The sequence below is a fragment of the Halobacillus litoralis genome, from assembly GCF_009856415.1.
GTDB lineage: Bacteria > Bacillota > Bacilli > Bacillales > Halobacillaceae > Halobacillus > Halobacillus litoralis_C.
The window spans coordinates 1-24,018 of the sequence record NZ_WMEZ01000002.1 but is presented as its reverse complement, the minus strand read 5'-3'; the positions used below and the strand labels follow the sequence as shown (position 1 = coordinate 24,018).

General features: G+C 43.9%; 21 protein-coding genes, 1 rRNA gene, 2 riboswitches and 1 other annotated feature. Of the genes, 15 read left to right on the top strand and 7 right to left on the bottom strand.

Annotated features, from left to right (window positions below):
- The first annotated feature begins 94 nt into the window (after nt 1-94).
- Nucleotides 95-241, top strand: a riboswitch (FMN riboswitch).
- A gap of 154 nt (nt 242-395) precedes the next feature.
- The gene (locus GLV98_RS05770; RefSeq protein WP_160914434.1) at nt 396-989 is read left to right on the top strand and encodes an ECF transporter S component; all 594 of its coding nucleotides are present in this window, start codon (nt 396-398) and stop codon (nt 987-989) included.
- Nucleotides 990-1,022: 33 nt separating this feature from the next.
- Here the strand turns inward: GLV98_RS05770 and GLV98_RS05765 are convergent, their stop codons facing one another.
- The 3 genes from GLV98_RS05765 to GLV98_RS05755 form a co-directional block, all read right to left on the bottom strand.
- Complete coding sequence (locus GLV98_RS05765; RefSeq protein WP_160913040.1) at nt 1,023-1,400, bottom strand: hypothetical protein; 378 nt, start codon at nt 1,398-1,400, stop codon at nt 1,023-1,025.
- Between the two features lie 34 nt (nt 1,401-1,434).
- Nucleotides 1,435-1,833, bottom strand: coding sequence for a hotdog fold thioesterase (locus GLV98_RS05760; RefSeq protein ID WP_160913038.1), 399 nt, complete (start codon nt 1,831-1,833; stop codon nt 1,435-1,437).
- Between the two features lie 175 nt (nt 1,834-2,008).
- Nucleotides 2,009-2,953 carry a 1,4-dihydroxy-2-naphthoate polyprenyltransferase gene (locus tag GLV98_RS05755; RefSeq protein WP_160913035.1) on the bottom strand — a complete coding sequence of 315 codons (945 nt, stop codon included), beginning with the start codon at nt 2,951-2,953 and terminating at the stop codon, nt 2,009-2,011.
- Nucleotides 2,954-3,181: 228 nt separating this feature from the next.
- On the opposite strand from GLV98_RS05755, the gene GLV98_RS05750 reads away from it, so the two are divergent.
- From GLV98_RS05750 to GLV98_RS05720, 7 genes are all read left to right on the top strand, one after another.
- Nucleotides 3,182-4,585, top strand: a complete 1,404-nt coding sequence (locus GLV98_RS05750) for an isochorismate synthase (RefSeq protein ID WP_160913033.1) — start codon at nt 3,182-3,184, stop codon at nt 4,583-4,585.
- Nucleotides 4,573-6,309, top strand: a complete 1,737-nt coding sequence (gene menD / locus GLV98_RS05745) for a 2-succinyl-5-enolpyruvyl-6-hydroxy-3-cyclohexene-1-carboxylic-acid synthase (RefSeq protein ID WP_160913031.1) — start codon at nt 4,573-4,575, stop codon at nt 6,307-6,309. The genes GLV98_RS05750 and menD overlap by 13 nt, the downstream gene beginning before the upstream one ends.
- Entirely contained in the window at nt 6,306-7,109 is an 804-nt protein-coding gene (menH, locus tag GLV98_RS05740; protein WP_160913029.1) for a 2-succinyl-6-hydroxy-2,4-cyclohexadiene-1-carboxylate synthase, read from the top strand. The genes menD and menH overlap by 4 nt, the downstream gene beginning before the upstream one ends.
- A gap of 66 nt (nt 7,110-7,175) precedes the next feature.
- Nucleotides 7,176-7,994 carry a 1,4-dihydroxy-2-naphthoyl-CoA synthase gene (menB, locus tag GLV98_RS05735; RefSeq protein ID WP_089654878.1) on the top strand — a complete coding sequence of 273 codons (819 nt, stop codon included), beginning with the start codon at nt 7,176-7,178 and terminating at the stop codon, nt 7,992-7,994.
- A gap of 108 nt (nt 7,995-8,102) precedes the next feature.
- Nucleotides 8,103-9,566, top strand: coding sequence for an o-succinylbenzoate--CoA ligase (locus GLV98_RS05730; protein ID WP_160913027.1), 1,464 nt, complete (start codon nt 8,103-8,105; stop codon nt 9,564-9,566).
- A complete protein-coding gene (gene menC / locus GLV98_RS05725) occupies nt 9,563-10,660 on the top strand; it encodes an o-succinylbenzoate synthase (RefSeq protein ID WP_160913025.1) in 1,098 nt (365 codons plus the stop codon). The genes GLV98_RS05730 and menC overlap by 4 nt, the downstream gene beginning before the upstream one ends.
- A 62-nt stretch (nt 10,661-10,722) precedes the next feature.
- Complete coding sequence (locus GLV98_RS05720) at nt 10,723-11,034, top strand: hydrolase (RefSeq protein ID WP_160913023.1); 312 nt, start codon at nt 10,723-10,725, stop codon at nt 11,032-11,034.
- 261 nt (nt 11,035-11,295) lie between these two features.
- On the opposite strand, the gene GLV98_RS05715 is transcribed toward GLV98_RS05720, so the two are convergent.
- A complete protein-coding gene (locus GLV98_RS05715; protein ID WP_160913021.1) occupies nt 11,296-11,664 on the bottom strand; it encodes a DUF6612 family protein in 369 nt (122 codons plus the stop codon).
- 200 nt (nt 11,665-11,864) lie between these two features.
- On the opposite strand from GLV98_RS05715, the gene ytkD reads away from it, so the two are divergent.
- Nucleotides 11,865-12,332, top strand: coding sequence for an RNA deprotection pyrophosphohydrolase (gene ytkD, locus GLV98_RS05710; RefSeq protein WP_160913019.1), 468 nt, complete (start codon nt 11,865-11,867; stop codon nt 12,330-12,332).
- Between the two features lie 673 nt (nt 12,333-13,005).
- Here ytkD and pckA read toward each other — a convergent pair.
- A complete protein-coding gene (gene pckA / locus GLV98_RS05705) occupies nt 13,006-14,598 on the bottom strand; it encodes a phosphoenolpyruvate carboxykinase (ATP) (RefSeq protein ID WP_160913016.1) in 1,593 nt (530 codons plus the stop codon).
- Between the two features lie 879 nt (nt 14,599-15,477).
- Nucleotides 15,478-15,588, top strand: a riboswitch (SAM riboswitch).
- 278 nt (nt 15,589-15,866) lie between these two features.
- Here pckA and metK point away from each other — a divergent pair.
- Nucleotides 15,867-17,063, top strand: a complete 1,197-nt coding sequence (gene metK / locus GLV98_RS05700; RefSeq protein WP_160913014.1) for a methionine adenosyltransferase — start codon at nt 15,867-15,869, stop codon at nt 17,061-17,063.
- Nucleotides 17,064-17,128: 65 nt separating this feature from the next.
- Here metK and GLV98_RS05695 read toward each other — a convergent pair whose 3' ends face one another.
- Complete coding sequence (locus GLV98_RS05695; RefSeq protein WP_160913012.1) at nt 17,129-17,644, bottom strand: gamma carbonic anhydrase family protein; 516 nt, start codon at nt 17,642-17,644, stop codon at nt 17,129-17,131.
- Nucleotides 17,645-17,703: 59 nt separating this feature from the next.
- Between GLV98_RS05695 and GLV98_RS05690 the strand changes: the two genes are divergently transcribed.
- Together GLV98_RS05690 and GLV98_RS05685 are read left to right on the top strand one after the other, a co-directional pair.
- The gene (locus GLV98_RS05690) at nt 17,704-18,480 is read left to right on the top strand and encodes an alpha/beta fold hydrolase (RefSeq protein WP_160913010.1); all 777 of its coding nucleotides are present in this window, start codon (nt 17,704-17,706) and stop codon (nt 18,478-18,480) included.
- 47 nt (nt 18,481-18,527) lie between these two features.
- Complete coding sequence (locus tag GLV98_RS05685; protein ID WP_160914432.1) at nt 18,528-19,577, top strand: tetraprenyl-beta-curcumene synthase family protein; 1,050 nt, start codon at nt 18,528-18,530, stop codon at nt 19,575-19,577.
- An 82-nt stretch (nt 19,578-19,659) separates the two neighbouring features.
- On the opposite strand, the gene GLV98_RS05680 is transcribed toward GLV98_RS05685, so the two are convergent.
- Complete coding sequence (locus GLV98_RS05680; protein ID WP_337193736.1) at nt 19,660-20,268, bottom strand: class I SAM-dependent methyltransferase; 609 nt, start codon at nt 20,266-20,268, stop codon at nt 19,660-19,662.
- A gap of 94 nt (nt 20,269-20,362) precedes the next feature.
- Nucleotides 20,363-20,577, top strand: a binding site (T-box leader).
- Between the two features lie 53 nt (nt 20,578-20,630).
- Here GLV98_RS05680 and leuS point away from each other — a divergent pair.
- The 3 genes from leuS to GLV98_RS05665 form a co-directional block, all read left to right on the top strand.
- Entirely contained in the window at nt 20,631-23,045 is a 2,415-nt protein-coding gene (leuS, locus tag GLV98_RS05675) for a leucine--tRNA ligase (RefSeq protein WP_160913006.1), read from the top strand.
- 118 nt (nt 23,046-23,163) lie between these two features.
- Complete coding sequence (locus GLV98_RS05670) at nt 23,164-23,475, top strand: rhodanese-like domain-containing protein (protein WP_160913004.1); 312 nt, start codon at nt 23,164-23,166, stop codon at nt 23,473-23,475.
- Between the two features lie 447 nt (nt 23,476-23,922).
- Nucleotides 23,923-24,018: ribosomal RNA gene (locus tag GLV98_RS05665) — 16S ribosomal RNA — on the top strand; the annotation flags it as partial.

Here is a 24,018-nt window from a genome sequence, read left to right as displayed (position 1 = left end):
CATCGCAAAAGGAAAGAAAAGCAATCCGTTGTCAAACATTAATCTTGCGATTTTACTGCGTTTTGTATAAAATTAATTTACAATAACATATCGATTCCATCTTCGGGGCAGGGTGCAATTCCCGACCGACGGTAAGGAGAACGTGGATTCTTCAAGTCCGTGACCCGTGTGGTTTGACCATGCGGTGGACCTGGTGAAAGTCCGGGACCGACAGTTAAAGTCTGGATGGGAGAAGATGTCGAACGGATCGGGTAGATTAAACACTACCTCTATTTCCTTATGGACACGACTACCCTTAGCCCTTAATGCTACAGGGTTATTTTTATGTGTTCTTATAGGCCGTTTACCTTCATCTGGGATGTGAATCGATGAAAAGATGAAGGAGGAGATCGATGATGAACTCTTATACGGGGCAATCATCACAACTGCAAAAGTTAGTTATTTTAGCGTTACTTGGTACGATATCCATGGTGTTAATGTTCTTGAAATTTCCGCTTCCTTTTTTACCCCCTTATTTAAAAGTGGATGTTAGTGACATTCCTGCGCTTCTAGCTGCGATTTTATTTTCTCCGCTCGCAGGGGTTGTTGTGGAAGCGTTGAAAAATGGCTTATATATGATTTTTACAGGAGTTTCAGACCCTATAGGGGTCGCAGCGAATTTCTTTGCTGGAGTCCTTTTCGTTGTTCCGGTTGCTGTTATCTATCGTAAAGGAAAGACGATGAGATCCCTTATTTTAGGTTTGGTTTTTGGTTCCGTCTTCATGGCATTGACGATGAGCGTACTCAATTATTTCCTTATCCTTCCTGCGTATAGTTGGTTTATGGGATGGGAGACAATGAGTGCGGATGTGAAATGGATGACGATCTTAGCAGGAATTCTTCCTTTTAATGTAATTAAAGGAGCTATTGCTGGAACTTTATTTATTATGTTATTTGTTAAAATGAAGGACTGGATCGAACAAAAAAGTGTGCGACAGTCAGCTGCATAAAAAAGCGAGGGGAAAGGTCCCCTCGCTTTTCTTTTAATTATTTGCTTCGTTTTCAATTTCTTCCACTTTATAACGAGCTGTAGGCATGGCTTCCAGGCGTTCAACCGGAATCGGTTCACCTGATTTTTCACTTAAACCATAGCGCCCTTCTTCCATACGCTTTAGAGCATCTTCTACTTCCATTAACTTCTCCCGCGCCTGCTCATAAAACGTTTGTTCTTTCGCTCTCTCAAATTGATCTGTTCCCTGGTCGCCAGGATGATCAGCCACGCTCGATATTTCACCGGTTCGGTCGTTTTCGTAATCTTCTTTCGCTTGGTCTTCTTTGTATTCTTCCATTTGTGCTTCCGCTTCCTCTTTCATTTCTAAAAGGCGGTCTTTGAATTGTTGTTTTTGTTTATCACTTAACATGGTAAAGAGACTCCTTTCGACTAAAACAGCTCAGTTATTTTTTCAACGGAACGACTCCTATGGTGCATCGGGATAAACACAACAACTCCCCCGAGGCTTCATTGACAATCTGGATTTCCCATACCATTGTATTTTTTCCGATATGGGCAGGAGTCGCTGTCCCTTTTACATATCCATCCCGGGCACTTTTAATATGATTGGCATTAATTTCTACTCCGAAAACTTGTTGTTGATCAGGGTCAATGTTCAAAAACGCCCCGATGCTTGCAGCGCTTTCGGCTAATGCGACACTTGCTCCCCCATGAAGAAACCCCATGGGCTGATGCGTGCGGTGGTCGACAGGCATACGAATCTGTACCTTTGTCGCCTCTGCCGTCAGAACTTCCATCCCTAGTGCTTCCATCAATGTATTCTTCATCATAGATTTGTTCATTTTCATCCCGTCCTTTTTGTATTATTCCCATTGTAAAAATGGTCAAACCTTCATGTTACGAACTAAAATCATAAATGACTTATTCGACAATCAGGAGATTTAGTAATAATAAAAAAGGATGGTAAGGACCATCCTTTTTTTGTTTCTCGTGATGTGTTTTGTCTGGTTCTCTCTTTTAGGAAAGAGGGAAGTTAAGGTGTAATAGTAAGGATAGACCAAGAAGAAAACCATAAATGGTGTTCGTCTGAGCCGTCGCTTTCATAGCAGGCATCATTTCCAGTGGTTGCGTTTTTCCTATAAATCCCTGAATGGCTTTCGTTGCTTTTATTAGACTAAAGAAGGTAATTAATGACCACAATGGCAGTGTACCTAAAATGATCAATACGCCTGTCCAAATAAAGGCTGTTGCAAAAAGTGAACTTATGAAAACGATGGATCCTTTATGGCCGAAAAGAATAGCTAGTGTTTTCCTTCCGTTTTCGGCATCACCGATGCGATCCCTGATATTGTTGGCTAACAAAATGGTACCAACGAAGATGGCCACAGGTACGGAAACGATGATCACTTCGGCAGTAATCGCAAGGGTTTGAATGAAATAACTGATGCCAATAATGATGGTCCCCATGAAAAAACCTGCTGTTATTTCACCGAATGGCGTATAGGCAATAGGTAAGGGGCCTCCTGTGTAAAGGTAGCCGAACAGCATGGAAACCAACCCGATGACAGCAATCCACCAGCTTGAAGAGGCGCATATATAAACGCCCAGGACTCCTGCAATGATAAAGAATAGATATGCTAATGAAAGCACGGTCTTAGGGTTGATTCCGTCACGGACAATGGTTCCGCCGATCCCGACTGAATTTTCATTATCTAAGCCTCGTTTGTAATCATAATATTCATTAAACATATTGGTAGCTGCTTGAATGAGGATTGAGGCGAGCAACATGGCGGCAAATAACCAGAAGTTGATCGTTTGTTCCATAGCAGCAAGCATTGTCCCGACGAAAACAGGGACAAAGGCAGCCGTCAGTGTGTGTGGTCGTAGCAACCGCCACCACACTTGGAAACCTTCACGTTCATTCAAGGAAGCTTTTATGTTTTGGTTTTGAACAGAGCTCATTGATGTTCTCTCCCTTGTCACTATACTCTTGTTATGATAACAGTTTAATTTTAGGGAAACGGTCCTAGAGTGTCAATCAATGTAAGAAAATGTTGGATTTAAAGCAAGATTCCTTGAGTCAAGAGAAAAAAGAGAATAAAATAGAGAGTGATGCATGCACACAGAGGCATTCATTTGCTTCGTGTGGATAGAGTAGATAACGTCCCTTAAAGAATGGGAGGAATATATATGCTTCATACGAAGGCCCCTCATATAGAAGAACTGATCGGGGAAGCTCTTCAGAAAGCACATCATCTTGGGGAACCTCTTTTTATTAGTATAGTTGAACATATAGATAATCAAGACCCCTTTCAATTTTTTGAAACGGGTCAGCATATCGATCAGCATCGCTCGTTTTGGCAGAGTGCTGAAAATGACTTGACCATGGTCGGGATAGGGAAGGCCAGTCAATTGTATGCAAAAAGTAAACATCGTTTTCGTGAAGTCCAATCCTTGTGGAAGCATCTGCAGGAAAATGCGATGCAGCATGATGATTACAATAAAAAAGGAACAGGGATGGTGGCTCTTGGCGGCTTCAGTTTCGATCCTGATCAGGAAGAGGAAACGCCATGGGAATCCTTTCCTGACAGTCAAATGACGATTCCTGCTTTTCTCTTAACGAAAGTGGATGGGGAAACGTATTTGACCATTAATGCATTAATTTTTCCAGAAGATCATCACCAGCAAATTGCTCATCAAATACAAGATCACCGGGACCTTCTTCTTAAGGAAGGGAAGATGGCCGGTTCGTTACCTGTCATCGATCAAACCTTTGAGGTTGCTCCTGAGGCTTGGAAAGAATCGGTGAAAAAAGCGACGGAAGATATTACAGCAGGATTGATGGAAAAGGTCGTCCTTGCCAGAGAACTCCGTGTCACATTCAAAGAGGATGTGCAAATCACCGCCATTTTGAAAGCTCTAGCTGATACCCAGCCAAACAGCTATATTTTCTGCTACGAAAGTGAAGGGGATCACTTTATTGGTGCGACCCCTGAGAGGCTTGCGAAAGTGGAAGACAGGGAACTTGTGTCTACGTGTCTTGCAGGAACAGTCCCTCGGGGCAGGACCGAGCAAGAAGACCTCAAGCTTGGAGAAGAATTGCTAGGCGACCCTAAAAATCGTCAGGAGCATCAATTTGTAGTGGAAATGATTAAAGAAGCAGTAGAAGCATGCAGCAGCCAAGTAGAAGTACCGAATGGACCTGTCCTTTATCCGCTCCGGAACCTGCAGCATTTGTACACACCAGTAAAAGCCGTATTGGATCAAGGCTACACATTGCTGGATGTCATTGAAAAGCTGCATCCGACTCCGGCTCTTGGTGGGATGCCGCAGCAAGTTTCGGTCGAGTATATTCGTACCCATGAAACGTTGAATAGAGGCTGGTATGCTGGACCGATCGGTTGGTTTGATGCACAGGATAACGGTGAGTTTGCTGTCGCCATCCGTTCCGCTCTCATTCAGCAAAAGGAAGCTTCTTTGTTTGCTGGGTGTGGGGTAGTCGAGGATTCCGATCCTGAAGCAGAATATGCAGAAACGGCAGTAAAACTAAAACCGATGATGAATGTATTGGGAGGATCAGAATGGGACATGTAGAAGCTTTATCGAAATATGTGACTCATTTTGTAGACCAACTCGTGTTCTCTGGAGTCGAGCATGTCGTCATATCCCCAGGCTCGAGGTCCACTCCATTAGCTATGACGTTTGCTGAGCATTCCGAGGTGAATCACTGGGTTCACCTTGATGAACGCTCAGCTGCTTTTTTTGCTTTGGGGGTAGCGAAGCAAGAACAAAAACCAGTAGCGCTCGTATGTACGTCTGGTACGGCAGCAGCGAACTATTATCCGGCTATTGTCGAGGCTTTCTATAGCCGAGTACCTCTCGTTGTGTTGACCGCTGACAGGCCGCATGAATTGAGAGAAGTGGGAGCGCCCCAATCTATTAATCAAATTCAAATGTTTGGCAATTATGTTAAGTGGTATCAGGATCTGGCACTACCTGAAGAAAACAACTTCTTTTACGCGAGACAACAGGCGGCAAGAGCGATCGAAGAGGCGATTTCTGGTCAAGGTCCTGTGCACTTGAATATTCCATTTCGAGAACCATTAATTCCAGACTTTGAGTTGAAGGAAGCGTGGCGTGGAGGAGTCGAGTCGATTCCAAAAGCTCAACGAGGAAGTTTAACGATGCCGGACGATCAAGTAAAACAATTATTTGAACGATTGGCTCAAGGAGAAAAGGGGTTACTGGTTGTAGGACCACAAACGGATTCACGCTTAGCTGAGGCAGTTACACAGCTGGCCTCGCGTCTTGGAGTTCCTGTATTCGCTGATCCTTTATCACAGCTTCGTACGGGGAGTCACGATAAGAGGAACATCATTGAAAACTATGATGCTCTGCTTAAGTCACAAACAATCCAAGCTCAAGTTGTGCCCGACTTTATCGTACGTTTCGGAGCGATGCCTGTTTCCAAAGCGTACTTGAAATGGATCCAGCAATATAAAGAACAGATCGATCACTATGTTGTGGATGATCAACAGGAGTTTCGTGAGCCTGCGGGCATTGGGGCGACATTCATTTGGAGTAATCCCGTCCGATTGTGTGAAAGCTTGTCTACATTCATGCCTGATGGCAACGTAGAGACGTCATGGCTTTCCATGTGGCAGCAGATGAATGTATTAGCGAAGAATGAAATGCTTCTCGAACCTGAACATACGCTCAACGAAGGCCATGCGGTCGTTTATTTGTCAGAATCGATACCAGATGATTCTAACTTCTTTGTGGGCAACAGTATGCCGATCAGAGATGTTGATAGTTTCTTTATGGCTTCTCCAAAAAATGTCCAACTGATGGCGAACAGAGGAGCAAATGGGATTGACGGCGTGGTCAGTACAGCGATTGGAACAGCTGCCACAGGCAAACATACCACGCTTTTATTAGGGGATATTTCCTTCTATCATGACTTGAATGGACTATGGATGGCAAAGAATAAGAAGATTCCATTGACCATTGTTGTGATTAACAATGATGGAGGCGGCATATTTTCTTACCTGCCACAATCCCAACATCCTGATCACTTTGAAGAGCTCTTTGGCACGCCTCTAGGTCTTGATCTCGGTCCTGTTATCGGGATGTATGGTGGCACACACAGAAAAGTGACAACTTGGGAATCTTATAAGCGTGCCTTAGCAGAAAGTTATGCAAGTCCGGGGCTGAATGTCGTCGAAGTGGTGACGAACCGTGACGATCATGTTGCCTTTCACAAAGAGCGTTGGGCAAATGTAGAAAAAGCGGTTCTGGAATGGAGCGAGGGTTTATGAGGATGAAGGTAAACGGTAGAGAATACTGGCTCGAGGATGAGGGGGAAGGGCAAGGGCAAGCCTTTATCCTGCTGCACGGGTTTACGGGTCGTACTTCAACTTTTGACTCCATCACGTCCCGTTTTGAAAAATCCTATCGACTAATTAAAGTGGATTTGCCCGGTCATGGAAAAACAGGATCGATTGGTATGATAACGATGGAACGCTTTTGTCGTGACCTCAAATCCATGCTGGATCAGCTGGGATTAGAAAAAGTATCCCTTCTTGGTTATTCCTTAGGAGGAAGAACAGCTCTATCCTTTGCGATGCTCTACCCTGAATATGTCGATCGATTAATACTTGAAAGTGCTTCTCCGGGTTTACCTACAACCGAAGAACAGCTGGCAAGACAAGCAAAAGATAAAGGATTATCGGAAAAGCTGCTGGAAGAAGGCGTTGAATCATTCGTAGACTTCTGGGAAAGCCTCCCACTTTTCTATTCCCAGCAAACCCTTCCTGATGAAATGAAAAAAGCGTTGAGAGAGGAACGCCTGAGTCAGACGGCTAAAGGTCTTTCTGAGTCGCTTCTCGGTATGGGCACAGGGCATCAGCCATCCTGGTGGGATCAGTTACCTTCCCTCAAGTGTCCGGTCTTATTAGTGACCGGAGAGGAAGACGAGAAGTTCCAAAGAATCAATAGGGACATGGCTGAACGGTTTTCTCAGGCCACTCATCAGGTCGTACAAGATGCTGGTCATACCGTCCACCTTGAGAATCCTGGGATTTTTGCTAAAATTATAGATGGCTTCATGATAAAATGAAAATTGTAGGAAAGCGTTTTTTCATGAGGAATATAGAAACTGAATGTAGAAAAAGGAGGAAATAAGATGTCTTTTGATTGGGTTAGTGAACGCGAATATGAAGATATTATGTACGAGAGATTTGAAGGGATTGCTAAAATCACGATCAACCGTCCGGAAGTCCGTAATGCCTTCCGTCCGCAAACGGTACATGAGTTAATCGATGCTTTTGCTTATGCTCGCGATGACTCCAGAATCGGGGTTATTGTTCTTGCAGGAGCTGGCGATGATGCTTTCTGTGCTGGTGGAGATCAGAAAGTACGCGGACACGGTGGTTATGTAGGGGATGACCATATCCCTCGTTTGAATGTACTTGACTTGCAACGTTTGATCCGTGTGATTCCAAAGCCAGTAGTAGCGATGGTTTCCGGATATGCCATCGGTGGTGGACATGTCTTACATATCGTTTGCGATTTAACGATTGCTGCAGATAACGCCATCTTCGGACAAACAGGACCAAAAGTGGGAAGCTTCGATGCTGGTTACGGCGCAGGATTACTTGCTCGTATCGTCGGTCATAAGAAAGCCCGCGAAATCTGGTACTTGTGCCGTCAGTACTCTGCGAGAGAAGCGGAAGAAATGGGACTAGTCAACACAGTTGTACCATTGGAAGATCTTGAAGCTGAAACTGTACAATGGGGGCGTGAAATGCTGGAGAAGTCACCGACTGCTCTGCGCTTCCTGAAGGCTTCTTTCAATGCCGATACAGACGGTCTAGCTGGTCTTCAACAAATGGGTGGAGACGCCACACTGTTGTATTACACAACAGAAGAAGCCAAAGAAGGACGCGACGCCTTCAAGGAGAAAAGAAAGCCTGACTTCGATCAGTTCCCTCGTTTCCCTTGATCCGTCTCTATATATGAAACCATGTGTGAAGGGGCATCCTGTAGAAAGGATTGCCCCTTTTATGATTCGAGCGTCAGAATAATAGAACTAGGTAAAGGAAGGATTGAAATGGGCGAACGTATTCCTCATTGGTTAGATAAACAGGCGGCATTAAATCCGCTGCGTACGGCGATTGAAATAACAGACGGTAAGACCATCAGTTTTTCTGAATTAAGGGAAGAAAGTCGAAAGATGGCTTACGCTCTTATGGATAATGGGGTAGAACATGGCGACCATGTCGCCTTCTTAGCGAGCAACAGTACAATGTACGCGGTTTTCATTCACGCGGTAAGTTATATCGGAGCGGTAGCTGTTCTTTTGAACACAAGGCTGGTCTCTAAGGAAATTACGTACCAGCTTACGGATGCACATGTTTCACATTTTTATGTAGATGGATCCCACATGCAAGTAGCCATGGACTCGGTAAAAGAGCTAGACCTAGATGTGCATAGACTTGAACATGTAGAAGAGAAGAAGGAAAGCGCCCATGAACTTCAAGCTGACCTCGACCTCGATGACGTTTATACGATGATGTACACTTCAGGGACGACAGGGAATCCGAAAGCCGTCATGCATACGTATGGAAACCATTGGCATAGTGCCGTCGCCTCTGCCTTGAATTTAGGGACCCAGGAAAAGGACAAGTGGCTGAATTGTTTACCTTTGTTTCATGTAGGTGGCTTTTCAATTTTGATGAAAAGTGTCGTTTACGGCATGCCGATCATGCTACTTGAAAAGTTCGATGCCCGACAAGTTCATGAGGCCATTATGGAAAAAGGGATTACCCATGTGTCTGTCGTCACAGTCATGCTGCAGCGTTTACTCGAGGTGCTTGAAGACGGTAGGTATCCAGGCTACTTCCGTTGTATGCTTCTTGGTGGAGGGCCTGTGCCTGAGGTTTTACTGAACAAGACATCAGCAAAAGGAATACCCGTTTTCCAAACATATGGGATGACGGAGACAAGCTCCCAAATCGCCACCCTCAGTCCGGAATTCGCTTTTTCAAAGCTTGGATCAGCTGGTAAGGCACTAAGCCCGGCGCATTTGTATATAGATTGCACGGAAAGTGGCGAAGTTGGTGAAATCATCGTACGTGGGCCGATGGTTTCGAAAGGTTACTACAACCGGCCTGAAAGAGAGGGCGAGTACTTGCGGACGGGGGATCTTGGGTTTGAAGATGAAGATGGATTTTTGTATGTGGTGGACCGAGTGAAAGACGTGATCATCTCAGGGGGTGAAAACATTTATCCTGCAGAGGTGGAGAGCGTGTTATTATCCTTGCCAGGGGTAAGGGAAGCAGGAGTGGCCGGACGTCCCGATGAACGTTGGGGGGAGGTCCCTGCAGCGTACATTGTGACCGAAGATGGAGCCAGGCTGACGGAAAAAGAAGTCATGGACTGGTGCAGGGAGCGTTTGGCTAAATATAAATGTCCGAAAGAAGTTCACTGGATTGATGAAATCCCAAGGAATGCCTCGAACAAGTTAGTGCGGAGGCGTTTGTCTTCATCCTCCATACAAGGAGGGGACGAATGAGAATCCAATCGGTGCGGTTAAGAAAAGTTTCCCTACCACTCAAAGTTCCATTCGTTACTCATCAGGCTGAATTGAAAGAACGTCCTCTGATCATTATAGAAGTTAAAGATGACGCAGGTCACTTAGGCTATGGGGAAGTGACGGCTTTTCCTAATCCTTTTTACACCTATGAAACGTTAGACACAGCTTGGCATATTCTTGAGGATTATTTAATTCCATCCCTTTTAAAAAATGGGGCGGTTCACCCTTCTGATTTTGCAATACAAAATGAGAGCGTCCAGGGTCATCCGATGGCAAAAGCAGGGCTGGAAGCGGCTCTATGGGATTTATACGGAAAACAAGAAGGGAAAAGCCTTGCCGATCTCCTTGGAGGGACCCGTTCATCGGTAAGTGCAGGGGCAGTGATCAGCTTGGGGGATTCGTTAGAAAAAGATGTGGCCAGGCTCAAGGCAGAAGGCTTTCAAAGATATAAATTGAAAGTGATTAAAGGAAGAGAGAAGGAAGCAATAGAAACCCTTCATGAAATTGATCCGGAGCTTCCGATCATGATCGATGCGAATGGACAATACATTCCAGAGGATATGACCCATTTATGTTCATTGGATGATCATGGGTTAACAATGATCGAACAGCCTTTTACAGCAGGGGACTTCTATTGGCATAAAAAGCTGCAAGAGGAGATGAACACTCCCATTTGTTTGGATGAGTCCATTATGTCTTTTCACGATGCCGTTCAAGCGGTTGAACTGGGAAGTTGTCAAATCATCAACATAAAAATCAGTCGTGTGGGCGGTCTGACAGCAGCCGTACAAATCCATGACTTTTGTCAATCGCGGGGAATTCCTGTATGGTGCGGAGGAATGGTAGAATCGGGGATTTCCAAAGCGCATAACCTTGCGTTAGCATCCCTGCCAAACTTCACGATTCCAGGGGATTTGTCCGGTTCTACAAGGTATTTTCATAAAGATCTTGTACACCCTGAAATTGTTATGCGAGGAGGAGCCATTGAGGTTCCACAGAAAGCGGGAATGGGAATAAACGTGGATGAAGAATACTTAGATAAAGTCACACTTGTTTATGACACGTTTTCTTGAATGTTTCTATCTGTAATAGGTTTCCCTTCCGTGGTTCACACTAAGGATGAGGAGGGTGAATGATGGACAAGGAAAAGTATTATATCAATATGGGAACAAGGGAAATATCTTTGAATCACGATGCAAACAATGATGATTTTACAATTTACGCAACGGAGGAAGAAGTAAAAGCTCTAAGAGAAGTATTTGATGAGATTTATAATGCGGATGCTGAGTCTTTCTGGAGGTCCCACGTCCCGTTTAATCCCTATCATAATGACCAGGCGAACGATGAGGCAGATCTCGATATGAAAAAAGCGTTTCAAAAGATTTATGATCTTGGAGATGAAACGACTAGGCATCATATCACGGAGATGGGCGTATTGAATGAATGATTGAACCGCTTCTTGAAAAAGAAGCGGTTCTCTATGCAGCATCAAAATAAACCAGGGATACTGTCCATTTCGTCTGCTTGATTTCGGATGTTCAGCGGTACGGGGATTTCTTCAATTTCGTTAAAGCGGCTGAATTCACTGTATTACAGACCTTCTTCAGAGGCTAATTGAAAATCATCCGTATAATCCTCTGGAAATTCCATTTGTTCAGCTGGAGTTTGACTATTCGCATTCAAGGCTTGGAGTTTGCTCGAGAACTTTCTATGGTGCTTTCACCCAACCATCACCAGTAGGGTTGGTCATGTACAAGCCTTTGTCTGTATAGTATTGCTCTGTTATCTGCGCCACAGATTCAATGGTCTGGTGAAAAGCCATAGGCTCCATTTGGTGAACGGCATCGATGGTGGATTGAATGGGAATCCCGTCTTCTGGGAGCCCTTTGTTTCCTTGCCCACCCATCTTTATGATTTGGTCTGTCTCAGTTTTAACAGCCATAACTTTGTAAGTCTTTATTAACTTCAGAAGCTTCAGACATAATTTTTCGATTTTACTGCCTTCTGCACTGCCACAAGCGCTTAGCAAAAGTATTAAAAACAGACTGATCATTGCTACATAGGTTCGCTTAGCCATTATTGCTTTCTTCTCTTTTGCTTTCTTTCTTGTACGAATGATAAGGATTGGTCGTTTTATGTTTCTGGATATTTTTACAATTTATTCAGGGAAAAGGGAAGTTTGTCTGCTGACCGGTTTGTATTTAGCGCGGCTTGTGGTACGATTTAAACAGGTGAAAGACAGAACGTATATCAAGGATTAAAGGCAGTTGAGCAGACATGAAAACATTTTATGATTATTACCACAACCCTGTCCGGTTATCTTTTGAGGATCATCCTTTTTCCGAGACACCGAAACACGTGTGGGTGATATGCCGATATAAGGATCAATGGCTGCTCACCAAGCATAAAGATCGCGGTCTCGAATTTCCAGGTGGAAAAGTGGAAGAAGGAGAATCAGCGGAAGACGCCGCTGTTCGTGAAGTCAAAGAAGAGACGGGGGCCGTTATATCTTATTTATCCTACATTGGCCAGTACCATGTAGAAGGTAAAGGGGGGACGGTCATTAAGAACGTGTATTTTGCGATGATTGATTCGATTGATGATCAGGATCATTATTTTGAGACGCACGGACCAGTATTGTTCCGTCATCTCCCGCGTAATTTGAAATCGAATGATCGATTCAGCTTCATGATGAAAGATGAAGTGTTGCCGGAGTGCTTAAAAAAGGTAGAAAAGTTTAACTAAACTTTTCTACCTTTTTTCTTGTATTTCTTCAACAATCTGGCAGGATAGTTGAAGACTCGATTTCGAGATGTATGGGGGTTCGTTGCTTGGGATGAACGTCAGGGGTGGCTGGGAAGCTACTCGCTTTCCTGTGGGGGAGTGGTGAGCTTCCTCGGACTACGTCCTGTGGGATCTCACCTATCTCCTTTCTCCCACGGGAGTCTCGCAGCTTCCCAACCACCCCAGTCCATGATGTTGAGAAACGAACCCCTTTACTGTGTGAAGGTTACTTCCACTATCCTGGTGTAATAAGCAAAATTCCTCTATAACGAGTTTTTCGAATGCAGAATAGCGTCCTTAGGAGCTCATTTCCCTCCAGCTACCATGTGCATAAAAGCAGCTTATTCCTGAAGTGGTTTCGAGATCCTTATGTGGTAAAGGGCGGAGGGGAATGGCGAGACTCCTGCGGGAAAAGAGTGCATGGTGAAACCCCACAGGACGCAGTCCGAGGAGGCTCACCGCGCTCCCGCGGAAAGCGAGCTATTCCCCGCAGCTCCCATCCACTCAATAAACATCTCGAAACTGAGTCTTCAAGAATAGGTAGCGTTTGTAGTGTTAGGTGGAGGGCATAGAGAAGGCCCCGCTGGATTTCCAGTGGGGCCTTCTTTTATATGAGGAGATGAGGAAACAATAGTTATGACCTGTGATAGGTTGGTCCTGCATTTTTGATTTCTTCACTTGCATATGTGAATTTCTTGAAGTTTTCATGAAACTTGTTAGCCAATGACTTGGCGCTCTGATCATATGCATCAGCGTCTGCCCATGTTCTTCGAGGAGATAATACTTCATCTGGAACACCAGGGCAGTGGGTAGGAATATTCAAACCGAAGAATGGATCTTGATAAGTGTCAGCAGAGCTTAACTCTCCCTCCAGTGCGGCATGAATCATGGATCTTGTATAGGACAATTTAATTCGTTGCCCTTCTCCGTAAGAACCTCCTGACCAGCCTGTGTTGACCAAATAAACATCTGCATTGAATTGGTCAATCTTTTCCCCGAGCATTTCTGCATAAGTGGAAGGCGGGAGGGGAAGGAATGGCGATCCGAAGCAGGCGGAAAAAGTAGCCTGTGGTTCTGTAATTCCTCGTTCAGTTCCCGCTAGTTTACTCGTGTAACCACTTAAGAAATGGTACATGGCCTGTTCTTTTGTCAACTTACTGATAGGTGGAAGTACACCTGTTGCATCGGCCGTTAAAAAGATGATAGCGTTCGGGTGACCGGCAATACTCGGTTGTACAGTGTTGTCGATATGCTCTAATGGATAAGCCGCTCTTGTATTTTCAGTAAGGCTTGTGTCATTGTAGTCAGGCTGGTGAGTTTGTGGGTCCAGCACGACGTTTTCCAGGACAGAACCAAAGTGGATGGCATCAAAGATTTGGGGTTCTTTTTCTTGAGAAAGGTTGATGCATTTCGCGTAACACCCACCTTCGATATTAAAGATCCCGTAATTGGACCATGCATGCTCATCATCACCAATCAATCTACGTTGCGGATCCGCTGATAATGTCGTCTTTCCTGTCCCTGAAAGGCCGAAGAATAATGCCACATCTCCTTCTTTCCCTACATTTGCTGAGCAGTGCATCGGCAGAACATTCTTCTCGGGAAGGATATAGTTCATGACAGAGAAAATGGACTTCTTAATTTCTCCTGCATATTCCGTGCCACCGATTAAAACGATGCGGTGTTTAAAAGAAATCATGATGAATGCTTCTGAGTTCGTTCCATCGACATGCGGATCGGCTTTGAAGGTTGGAGCCGATATGACTGTAAACTCTGCTTCATGATCTTCTATTTCTTCTTCATCCGGTCGAATGAACATTTGCTGTGCGAATAAGTTGTGCCAAGCGAACTCTGTAAGTACTTGAAGAGGAAGGCGGTACTTTTCATCTGCCCCAGCATAGCCTTTAAACACAAACAGTTCATTCCGTTCTTTTAAATAATCCAATACTTTATGATAGAGTTTTACAAACGTTTGATCATCTATGGGCTGGTTGACAGCTCCCCATTGGACTTTATCTCTTGATAAGTCATCCTGGACGATGAATTTATCTTTCGGAGATCTACCAGTATAAGTACCCGTCGTTGCCTGGATGGCCCCTTTTTCTGTCAGGGTACCTTCATTACGGTATAAAATCTTTTCCACTAAATGTGGAACAGATAGCTGATGGTGGACATGTTCTTGGGCAAGTAAAAGATTCAATTCAGACATTTGATTAATGGTACTCATATGTGTCGACCCGCCTTTGCATTTAATTATGATCAACCTAATGTGAGATTAGTATAACACATTGTATTCTTTAGTCCATACTATACGTGAAAAAGCTTACATTTTATTTATTCTGAATAATTAAACATAAAACCTGCACTTTTGTTCAACAATCTGGCAGGATTGTTGAAGACTCATTTATGAGGTGTCTCCGTGGTTCGTTGCCCTTGTTGGCGACAAGGGTTGTCGGGAAGCTATTTGTCTACCGGGACGATTCCGCATTTGAACACTTTCCTGTGGGAGAGCGCCGAGCTTCCTCGGACTTCGTCCTGCGGGTTCTCGCCTATCTCCTTCTCCCGCATGAAGATTCGCGACCACCCCTTTCGATGAAGGTGATAAACGAACCCCATTGCTCAGAGGGACTGTCTAGCAAACTCCTGCTGTTATAAGCATATAGCCTTCTCTATCAAGCTTTCAGAAAACAAATACACATGGGGTAGAAGTTTAACGCTCTTATTTCATCAAGATGGAAAGCTGCTTATTCCAGAAGTGGTTTCGAGACACTTATAATGTAAAGGGGCGGAGGGAAACGGTGAACTATGGGACGTGTGGGACAGGTGAGACCTCGGAAGGCGTAGCCTGATGAAGCTCCCCGCCCACCCCAAGGGAAGCGAACTGTTTCCCGGAGCCCCTAGAATCACACAAACATCTCGAAACCGATTTTTCCACGATTAAGAGCTTATATGGAATAGCGATGTTTTGTTCTTTCTTGAAAAAAAGTGTTCTAATAATATATGTTCATTTTTTTCAAACGTTTACGGGATACGAATACGTTTGAAAGAGGTGGAATTCAATTGACATTAAATAAGGTTTTCGATACGATAACGAAGAACGGATACTCTCTTATCCAGAGTTGGTGGAGGGACAGGCCCTTTGAAACCCAGCAACCGTCATGGACATGACACGGTGCTAACCTGAAGCAAGGAGGACATGCTCCTTGGACGATAAGAGCGAAAGGAAGCAGCCCCTTTCCTCGAATAGGAAAGGTTTTTTCTTTTTATAAGGCTTTTTCCAAACAGGGGGATGAGATTGAACCATCACCTCAATAAGTAAAGCCTTTAATGAAGAAATATTCGCACAGGGGAACCTGTAGATATTCCTATGTAATTGCTCCATTGGTTGTGAAAAGAGGCAACATGAACATATATGAAACTTATAACAGTTTCTACACATACTGGTAAAGAGTTCCGTCTAATACTTTGTACTTACAGAAGGAGGAGTTTTTAAGAATGCCTGCAAACCGCCGGTTATTCACATCAGAATCTGTCACGGAGGGACATCCGGACAAAATTTGTGATCAGATCTCTGATGCGATATTAGATGAAATTTTAAAAAACGACCCCAACGCGAGGGTTGCATGTGAGACAACAGTGACAACGGGACTTGTACTGGTTTCTGGTGAGATTAGTACAAATACTTATGTAGATATTCCATCCATCGTCCGTCAGACGATTAAAGATATCGGTTATACTCGTGCGAAGTACGGGTTTGATGCGGATACATGCGCTGTACTGACAGCGATTGATGAACAATCTCCTGACATAGCTGGAGGTGTGGATGTCGCTCTTGAATCCCGTGAAGGGAAAATGAGTGATGATGAAATCGAATCGATTGGTGCAGGAGACCAGGGGTTGATGTTTGGTTTTGCTAATAACGAAACCAAAGAATTGATGCCTCTGCCAATCTCCTTGGCTCATAAACTCTCTAAACGTCTATCTGATGTTAGAAATGATGGTACACTCGATTACCTTCGTCCAGATGGGAAAACACAAGTGACGGTAGAGTACGACGAAAACGATCAGCCCGTACGTGTGGATACGATTGTTATTTCTACCCAGCATGCGGAAGAAGTGACGCTGCAACAAATTCAGGAAGATTTGAAGAAACATGTAATTGAGCCGATCGTACCTGAAGGGTATATCGATGAACAGACGAAATACTTTATCAACCCGACCGGACGTTTCGTCATTGGAGGGCCACAAGGTGACGCCGGTCTAACCGGAAGAAAGATCATCGTGGACACGTATGGTGGCTATGCCCGTCATGGAGGGGGAGCTTTCAGTGGTAAAGACGCAACGAAAGTCGATCGTTCTGCTGCTTATGCTGCTCGTTATGTGGCGAAAAATATCGTAGCTGCTGGACTTGCGGATTCAGTAGAAGTTCAGCTTGCTTATGCCATTGGAGTGGCGCAGCCTGTTTCCATTGCCATTAACACAAATGGAACAGGTACAGTTTCTGAGGAGCAATTGGTAGAAGCTGTGCGTGAACTGTTTGATTTACGTCCAGCAGGCATTATAAAGATGCTGGACTTGCGCCGTCCTATTTATCGCCAAACGGCTGCTTACGGTCATTTTGGACGCACGGATGTGGAGTTCCCTTGGGAGCGTATAGATAAAGCGGAAGAATTGAAGGCACGCTGTCAATAAGAGAAAACCGTTCCAAACAAAAGTTTGGAACGGTTTTTTTTCATTCGGGTTATCGTTTTGTGGACTCAGGATTCTCGTAGTTGTTTATAATATTGCCCTTTTTCCACATAACTCTTCCTTATCCTATTCAGTTCTTTTATGTCTTCATCATTAAGTTCTCTGATGACTTTGGCCGGGCGACCGAAAGCGAGGGTATTTGGTGGAATCACTTTTCCAGGCGGGACAAGACTCCCGGCCCCGATGAACGCTTGTTCCCCAATCACAGCGCCATCCAAAATAAGAGATCCCATACCGATCAGCGCGTTTTCTTTAATGTGGGCGGAATGGAGAGTGACTTGATGGCCGACGGTTACCCCATCTTCAATGATTAAAGGCTGATCTGGGCTTTGGTGTAAGAGGCTTAAATCTTGAATGTTTGTATTCTTTCCAATATGTACTGGAGCCACGTCTCCTCTGATCACGGTCTTGAACCAAATACTGGCTTTCTCTTGAATGGTCACGTCCCCTGTGATCACTGCATCTTCTGCTACATAAGCGCTCGAATGAATGTCAGGTACCTTTCCTTTATATTCGCAAATCATGAAAAACCCCCTTATACTATTACTATTGATAGTATAGCAGAAGAAAAGAGGGAGATGCTGTGAAGAAAGTAGAATCAATCAATGATCGTGCTACGGTTGTGCTCGTTCATGGAGCCTTTGAACATTCAGGGCGGTATCATGAATTGGTCGACCAACTTCAAAAGGATGGGTATTCCGTTATTTACGGCGATCTTCCAGGTCAGGGGCGTTCTCCAGGAAAGAGTGGCCATATCCGCTCTTTTGAGGATTATGTTAATACCATTATGATGTGGATTCAACAGGCGGACCCCGATAAGAAAATATTTTTAATGGGTCACAGTATGGGAGGCCTGGCTGTTGTTCGGACGATGGAAATTGCTCAACCAAAGGTGGATGGTGTTATTCTTTCTTCACCTGCACTGGGACTTCTGAAAAAAGCGAGCCTCCCATTGGAAGTCGTGTCTTATGTTTTAAACACTTTTATTCCATCATTAAGAATCAAAGCTCCTCAAGATCCCGAATATATCACGCGTAATAAGGACAAAATTATAGAGTTTCAACAAGATCCTTTGATTATTGATAAAGTTTCTGTTCGCTGGTATCGTGAATTTCAAAAAGCGACGAGAGAAGCGTTCTCCGATATTCAACGCTTTCCTGATATTCCATTGTTACTGATGCAGGCTGAAGATGATTATATGGTGAAAATAGAGAAGACAGCTGAATGGTTTGACCGGGTTCAAGTGAAAGAAAAAAGATACAAACAATGGCCGGGCCTTTATCATGAGATTTATAATGAGCCTGAATGGAAAGATGTCTATCAACATACGCAATCTTTTTTAGAGGATCATCTAAAGTAAATCGGCAAGGAGGATTTCTTTTGACACGTGCAGTCCCAGGCAACGCCATGTTTTTGATGTACAGGGTGTATCGAAATATTTTTCCTGCTGTTCATAATGAATTGGCTTACTGGATTGAGAGGGCTAAATCGATTCCAGACGAAGAACTAAGAAGTCAAGCCTTGGCGAGTATTGAAGAAAAAACGTTTCACTGTGAAGGGGGATCGATTTACTCTGTTCTCTCCCGTGGCAACGATAAACAGGCCATCCGCTTCATCGTTGCGTATCAAACCATCAGTGACTACTTGGATAACCTTTGCGACCGGAGCACCTCCATGGACCCGGAAGATTTCCGCATGCTGCATGAATCTATGATCGACGCCTTAACCCCAGGGAACCCATTACGCGACTATTACCAATATCGTGAGGAGCATGATGATGGGGGATACCTCCATGACCTTGTGAAGACTTGCCAACAAGTCCTTTCTGAGGCGGTAGACTATCCAACCGTCAAGAACCATGCGATAAAGTTGGGAAAATTATATGGGGATCTGCAAGTTCATAAACATGTTATCGAAAATGAGAGGATACCAAGACTGCAAAATTGGTTCAAGCGCTATCAAAAAGAATGGCCGGAGCTTAGCTGGTATGAATTTTCCGCATGTACAGGGTCTACTTTAGGGATTTTTTGCCTTGTTTCCTATACGTTGAGTGGAAAGATGGATGCATCCTTATCTAATCAAATTGAAAGAAGTTATTTTCCGTATATGCAGGGATTACATATCTTGCTTGATTACTACATTGATCAAGAAGAAGATGAGAAAGAGGGGGATCTGAATTTCTGTGCTTATTACGATCATGAGGAAGAAATGAAGACCCGTTTTCGATATTTTGTTGAGAGGACGCATGAGGAGATTCAAAGGCTTCCCGATGCACCCTTTCACCAAATGATCCATGAAGGTCTCGTTGGCATGTACTTAGCTGATCGTAAAGTAGGCAGGCTTTCAAATGCTAAAAGCTTTGTGAAGGAAATGTTGAAAGTGAGCGGCAAGAAAGCGACTTTCTTTTATTACAATACTAAAATGTACCACAAATTAAAGCCTGGTCGTGAAATTTAACCGACCAGGCTTTTTTCCTTTTCAGGAATCCGAAAATACGAGGTGGAAGTTTCGTCCTTTCGAATGTCTTTCGCTTTAATTTTTATGAGAGTTTCTCGATGGCTAAGATAAAGGGAGGCGTTCTCTTCTTATTGATAAATCCGTAATGAAGGACTTGGTAGTGCTTTGAATCTAAATCTGATACGTACTCCATGACGGCATCTTTCTCTTCCACTCCTCCAGGATGTCCATAATAGACAACTAAGACTACCAGCCCTCCTTTCTTTAAAGTAGCCAGTACGTTTTTAACCGACTGGATCGTGCCTTCAGGCTTGGTAACCACACTTTTATCACTGCCTGGCAAATAACCTAAATTGTAAATAGCTGCGGATATGTTGGTTTGATGTTTGTCTTGCAGGTATTTTTGAACGTGCGCATGGGAATCATGGATAAGGCTCGTATGGTTTGCAAGCCCATGTTCTAATAAACGCTCTTGGGTGTTTGTAATGGCTTGTTCCTGAACATCAAAGGCATACACATGTCCTTGCTCTCTGACGAGTTCAGCGAGAAAAGCAGTATCGTGACCGTTTCCGCAAGTTCCATCTATAACGGCATCGCCAGGTCTTATCGTTTTTTTCATCAAGGAATGGGCGTAGTCTAAAATTCGTTCAATCGTCATGTTCCATCCTCCAATTGTATTGTTCTTTAGTATTGTAGCATGAATAGACCTTTCTTGTAGATGGACGATCAGTTGGGCGGATGCTGCTTGACAAAGCTGTTTTCATTCATTAATATACGGTTATAATAGCATGACGTTGAAAAGGAGTAGTAGTGATTCTTTCAAGTGATAGAGAGGCAGCGGCTGGTGGAAGCTGTCCTTGGAAATCATGAACTCGCCTTGGATGTCGCAGAAGTGAACAGAAGTAGTTTCTGCCGGTGTGGTCGCCGTTATCGATGTCAAGTTGAACACTTATGTGTTAATTTGGGTGGTACCGCGGGAATCAAGCCTCTCGTCCCATACTGGGATGAGGGGCTTTTTATATTTTTTTAGAGAGATTATGAGGAGGCAATGAAATGGCTTTTGACCATAAGACCATTGAACAGAAATGGCAAAAATACTGGCTTGAACAAAAAACGTTCAAGACAGACAGTTATTCAGACAAAAAGAAATTTTATGCATTGGATATGTTCCCTTATCCATCAGGTGCAGGCCTGCACGTTGGACACCCGGAAGGATACACAGCTACAGATATCCTTTCCCGTATGAAGCGTATGCAAGGATATGAAGTGCTTCATCCGATTGGCTGGGACGCATTCGGACTTCCGGCAGAACAATATGCACTGGATACAGGAAATGACCCTGAAGAATTCACAAAACAAAACATCAATACCTTCCGCAGGCAGATACAAGAACTCGGTTTCTCCTATGATTGGGATCGAGAAGTAAATACGACAGACCCTGATTACTATAAATGGACGCAGTGGATCTTCTTGAAACTTTATGAAAAGGGTCTTGCCTATATTGACGAAGTTGCCGTGAACTGGTGTCCGGCTCTTGGAACGGTACTTGCGAACGAAGAAGTTATCGATGGTCGAAGTGAACGAGGAGACCACCCTGTAGAACGTCGCCCGATGAAGCAGTGGATGCTGAAGATTACAGCCTATGCCGATCGACTTCTTGAAGACCTGGAAGAGTTGGATTGGCCGGAAAGCATTAAAGATATGCAAAGAAATTGGATCGGAAAGTCAGAAGGGGCAGAGGTCACTTTTGAAATTGACGGCTTTGACCAATCTTTTGATGTGTTTACCACTCGTCCAGACACATTATTCGGTGCAACTTATGCCGTTGTCGCACCAGAACATCCACTGGTCGATGAAATCGTTACATCTGAGCAGAAAGATGCTGTATCCACATATATTGAAAAAGCGCAAAACAAGAGTGATCTTGAGCGGACTGATTTGGCTAAGGATAAATCAGGGGTATTCACTGGTTCTTACGCAATCAATCCGATCAATGGTGAAAAACTTCCAATCTGGGTGGCTGATTATGTATTGATGAGCTACGGCAGTGGTGCCATTATGGCGGTCCCTGCACACGATGAAAGAGACTTTGAATTCGCTCAAAAATTTGACCTTCCAATTATTCCAGTCGTTGAGGGAGGAAAGGTCGAGGAAGAAGCGTACACAGGAGATGGACCGCATATCAACTCTGACTTCTTGAACGGCCTTGGGAAAGATGAAGCGATCGAAAAAGCGATCCACTGGCTTGAAGAAAACGGGAAAGGCAAGAAACAAACGACTTATCGCCTTCGTGATTGGCTCTTCAGCCGTCAGCGCTATTGGGGGGAGCCGATTCCTGTCATTCACTGGGAAGATGGATCAATTACGGCAGTCAAAGAAGAAGAGCTTCCCGTTAAACTTCCGAAAACGACGGAAATTAAACCATCCGGTACAGGCGAATCCCCGCTTGCTAATATTGATGAATGGGTCAATGTCGTGGATCCTGAAACAGGGATGAAGGGACGCAGGGAAACAAATACGATGCCTCAATGGGCAGGTAGCTGCTGGTATTACCTACGTTATATTGACGCCAACAATGATGAAGCGTTCGCTGATTATGAAGCATTGAAAAAATGGCTTCCGGTCGATGTGTATATTGGTGGTGCGGAGCACGCGGTTCTTCACTTGTTGTATGCACGTTTCTGGCACAAAGTCCTTTATGATGCTGGAGTCGTACCGACCAAAGAACCGTTCCAAAAACTATTCAACCAAGGAATGATCCTTGGGGAAAACAATGAAAAGATGAGTAAATCTAAAGGGAATGTTGTTAATCCTGATGACATCGTCTATTCTCATGGTGCCGATACTTTGAGGCTTTACGAGATGTTCATGGGGCCGCTGGATGCTTCCGTTGCATGGTCTGAAAATGGCTTAGATGGGGCGCGCCGATTCCTTGATCGTGTATGGAGATTATTCGTCACCGATGGAGTATTGTCAGAAGCAGTTAAAGAAAATACAGATGATACAACGTTGGAAAAGGTCTATCATGAAACCGTTAAAAAAGTGACGGAAAACTTTGAGGCGCTTCGTTTCAATACAGGAATTTCTCAAATGATGGTCTTTATCAATGATGGGTATAAAGCAGACCTTTTACCAAAAGAGTATGTAGAAGGTTTTGTTAAACTCCTTTCTCCAGTTGCTCCACATCTTGCAGAAGAACTGTGGCAAAAGCTTGGCCACTCTGAAACGATCAGCTATCAACCATGGCCGGAGTTTGACGAATCCAAACTTGTAGAAGATGAAGTGGAAATTGTTGTTCAGGTTATGGGTAAAGTGCGTGCGAAAATGTTGGTTAATAAAGAAGCTTCCAAAGAAGATCTTGAAAAGCAAGCGCTTGAAAATGATGACGTTAAGCAGTGGCTGGAAGGAAAGACAGTTAGAAAAGTCATTGCCGTACCAGGAAAGTTAGTTAATATTGTAGCCAATTAAATGAGTTATGAGCACCCTGCTTTTGTAAGCGGGGTGCTTTTTTATGAGTGGCCGTATGCCTTGACTTTAATGAACAGTAAATTAAAATTAATGTGACAATTAATATGGAGGGATAAAAATGAGTCAAATTAAAGAAATCACACCTCAACAAGTAGAAGAAAAAATGAACAATAACGATGATTTTACTATAATTGATGTCAGAGAAGATGAAGAGGTTTCACAAGGTATGGTGCCAAATGCAAAGCATATACGCCTTGGTGATATTCCTGAAAAAATTGAGAGCCTGCCTAAGGATCAAGAATATGTGATGATTTGCCGCTCCGGCCGTCGCAGTATGAACGCTGCTGAATTCATGAAAGAAAGAGGATTCGTGAACGTGCAAAACATGGAAGGCGGAATGTTGAAGTGGCAAGGGGAGCTCGTTTTTTAAAACAGTTGTTATGCGATTAGCTTCAACCAATGAAGTTTTTTTACAACACTTCTATACCTAATAACTGTAGAGTTCATCTACATTGAATCGGCCCTTTCTTTATAGAAGGGGCCTTTATATTATGCATTTCTTAAAGGCTTTTGTAATTACACGAAAAGAAATTCTATAAAACTATTGACGTGGAAAAGTTCACCGTGTATTATAGATAACGTTGCTTATTCAGCAGCGCACAAAACATCTCATTAAGAGATTTATTTCAACAAATTCTATGAAACCTATTGACGATATATAGTCAATTATGCTAGAATTTGATTACTGTCGGGTAAGGCAGTAATTGATCTTTGAAAACTGAACGAACCAACCAGTACGTCAAAACATTTCTTCTTTTATAGAAGAGATTTGAAACAAAGCACATTCGGTGTGCAAATGAGCAAGTCAAACTTAACTTTTATGGAGAGTTTGATCCTGGCTCAGGACGAACGCTGGCGGCGTGCCTAATACATGCAAGTCGAGCGCGGGAAGCGAGTGGATCCCTTCGGGGTG

Excerpts from the sequence above, each read along its gene's own strand:
- GLV98_RS05770 (WP_160914434.1), top strand. The coding sequence starts at position 396 with ATGAACTCTTATACGGGGCAATCATCACAACTGCAAAAGTTAGTTATT.
- GLV98_RS05765 (WP_160913040.1), bottom strand. The coding sequence starts at position 1,400 with ATGTTAAGTGATAAACAAAAACAACAATTCAAAGACCGCCTTTTAGAA.
- GLV98_RS05760 (WP_160913038.1), bottom strand. The coding sequence starts at position 1,833 with ATGAACAAATCTATGATGAAGAATACATTGATGGAAGCACTAGGGATG.
- GLV98_RS05755 (WP_160913035.1), bottom strand. The coding sequence starts at position 2,953 with ATGAGCTCTGTTCAAAACCAAAACATAAAAGCTTCCTTGAATGAACGT.
- GLV98_RS05750 (WP_160913033.1), top strand. The coding sequence starts at position 3,182 with ATGCTTCATACGAAGGCCCCTCATATAGAAGAACTGATCGGGGAAGCT.
- menD (WP_160913031.1), top strand. The coding sequence starts at position 4,573 with ATGGGACATGTAGAAGCTTTATCGAAATATGTGACTCATTTTGTAGAC.
- menH (WP_160913029.1), top strand. The coding sequence starts at position 6,306 with ATGAGGATGAAGGTAAACGGTAGAGAATACTGGCTCGAGGATGAGGGG.
- menB (WP_089654878.1), top strand. The coding sequence starts at position 7,176 with ATGTCTTTTGATTGGGTTAGTGAACGCGAATATGAAGATATTATGTAC.
- GLV98_RS05730 (WP_160913027.1), top strand. The coding sequence starts at position 8,103 with ATGGGCGAACGTATTCCTCATTGGTTAGATAAACAGGCGGCATTAAAT.
- menC (WP_160913025.1), top strand. The coding sequence starts at position 9,563 with ATGAGAATCCAATCGGTGCGGTTAAGAAAAGTTTCCCTACCACTCAAA.
- GLV98_RS05720 (WP_160913023.1), top strand. The coding sequence starts at position 10,723 with ATGGACAAGGAAAAGTATTATATCAATATGGGAACAAGGGAAATATCT.
- GLV98_RS05715 (WP_160913021.1), bottom strand. The coding sequence starts at position 11,664 with ATGGCTAAGCGAACCTATGTAGCAATGATCAGTCTGTTTTTAATACTT.
- ytkD (WP_160913019.1), top strand. The coding sequence starts at position 11,865 with ATGAAAACATTTTATGATTATTACCACAACCCTGTCCGGTTATCTTTT.
- pckA (WP_160913016.1), bottom strand. The coding sequence starts at position 14,598 with ATGAGTACCATTAATCAAATGTCTGAATTGAATCTTTTACTTGCCCAA.
- metK (WP_160913014.1), top strand. The coding sequence starts at position 15,867 with ATGCCTGCAAACCGCCGGTTATTCACATCAGAATCTGTCACGGAGGGA.
- GLV98_RS05695 (WP_160913012.1), bottom strand. The coding sequence starts at position 17,644 with ATGATTTGCGAATATAAAGGAAAGGTACCTGACATTCATTCGAGCGCT.
- GLV98_RS05685 (WP_160914432.1), top strand. The coding sequence starts at position 18,528 with ATGTTTTTGATGTACAGGGTGTATCGAAATATTTTTCCTGCTGTTCAT.
- leuS (WP_160913006.1), top strand. The coding sequence starts at position 20,631 with ATGGCTTTTGACCATAAGACCATTGAACAGAAATGGCAAAAATACTGG.
- GLV98_RS05670 (WP_160913004.1), top strand. The coding sequence starts at position 23,164 with ATGAGTCAAATTAAAGAAATCACACCTCAACAAGTAGAAGAAAAAATG.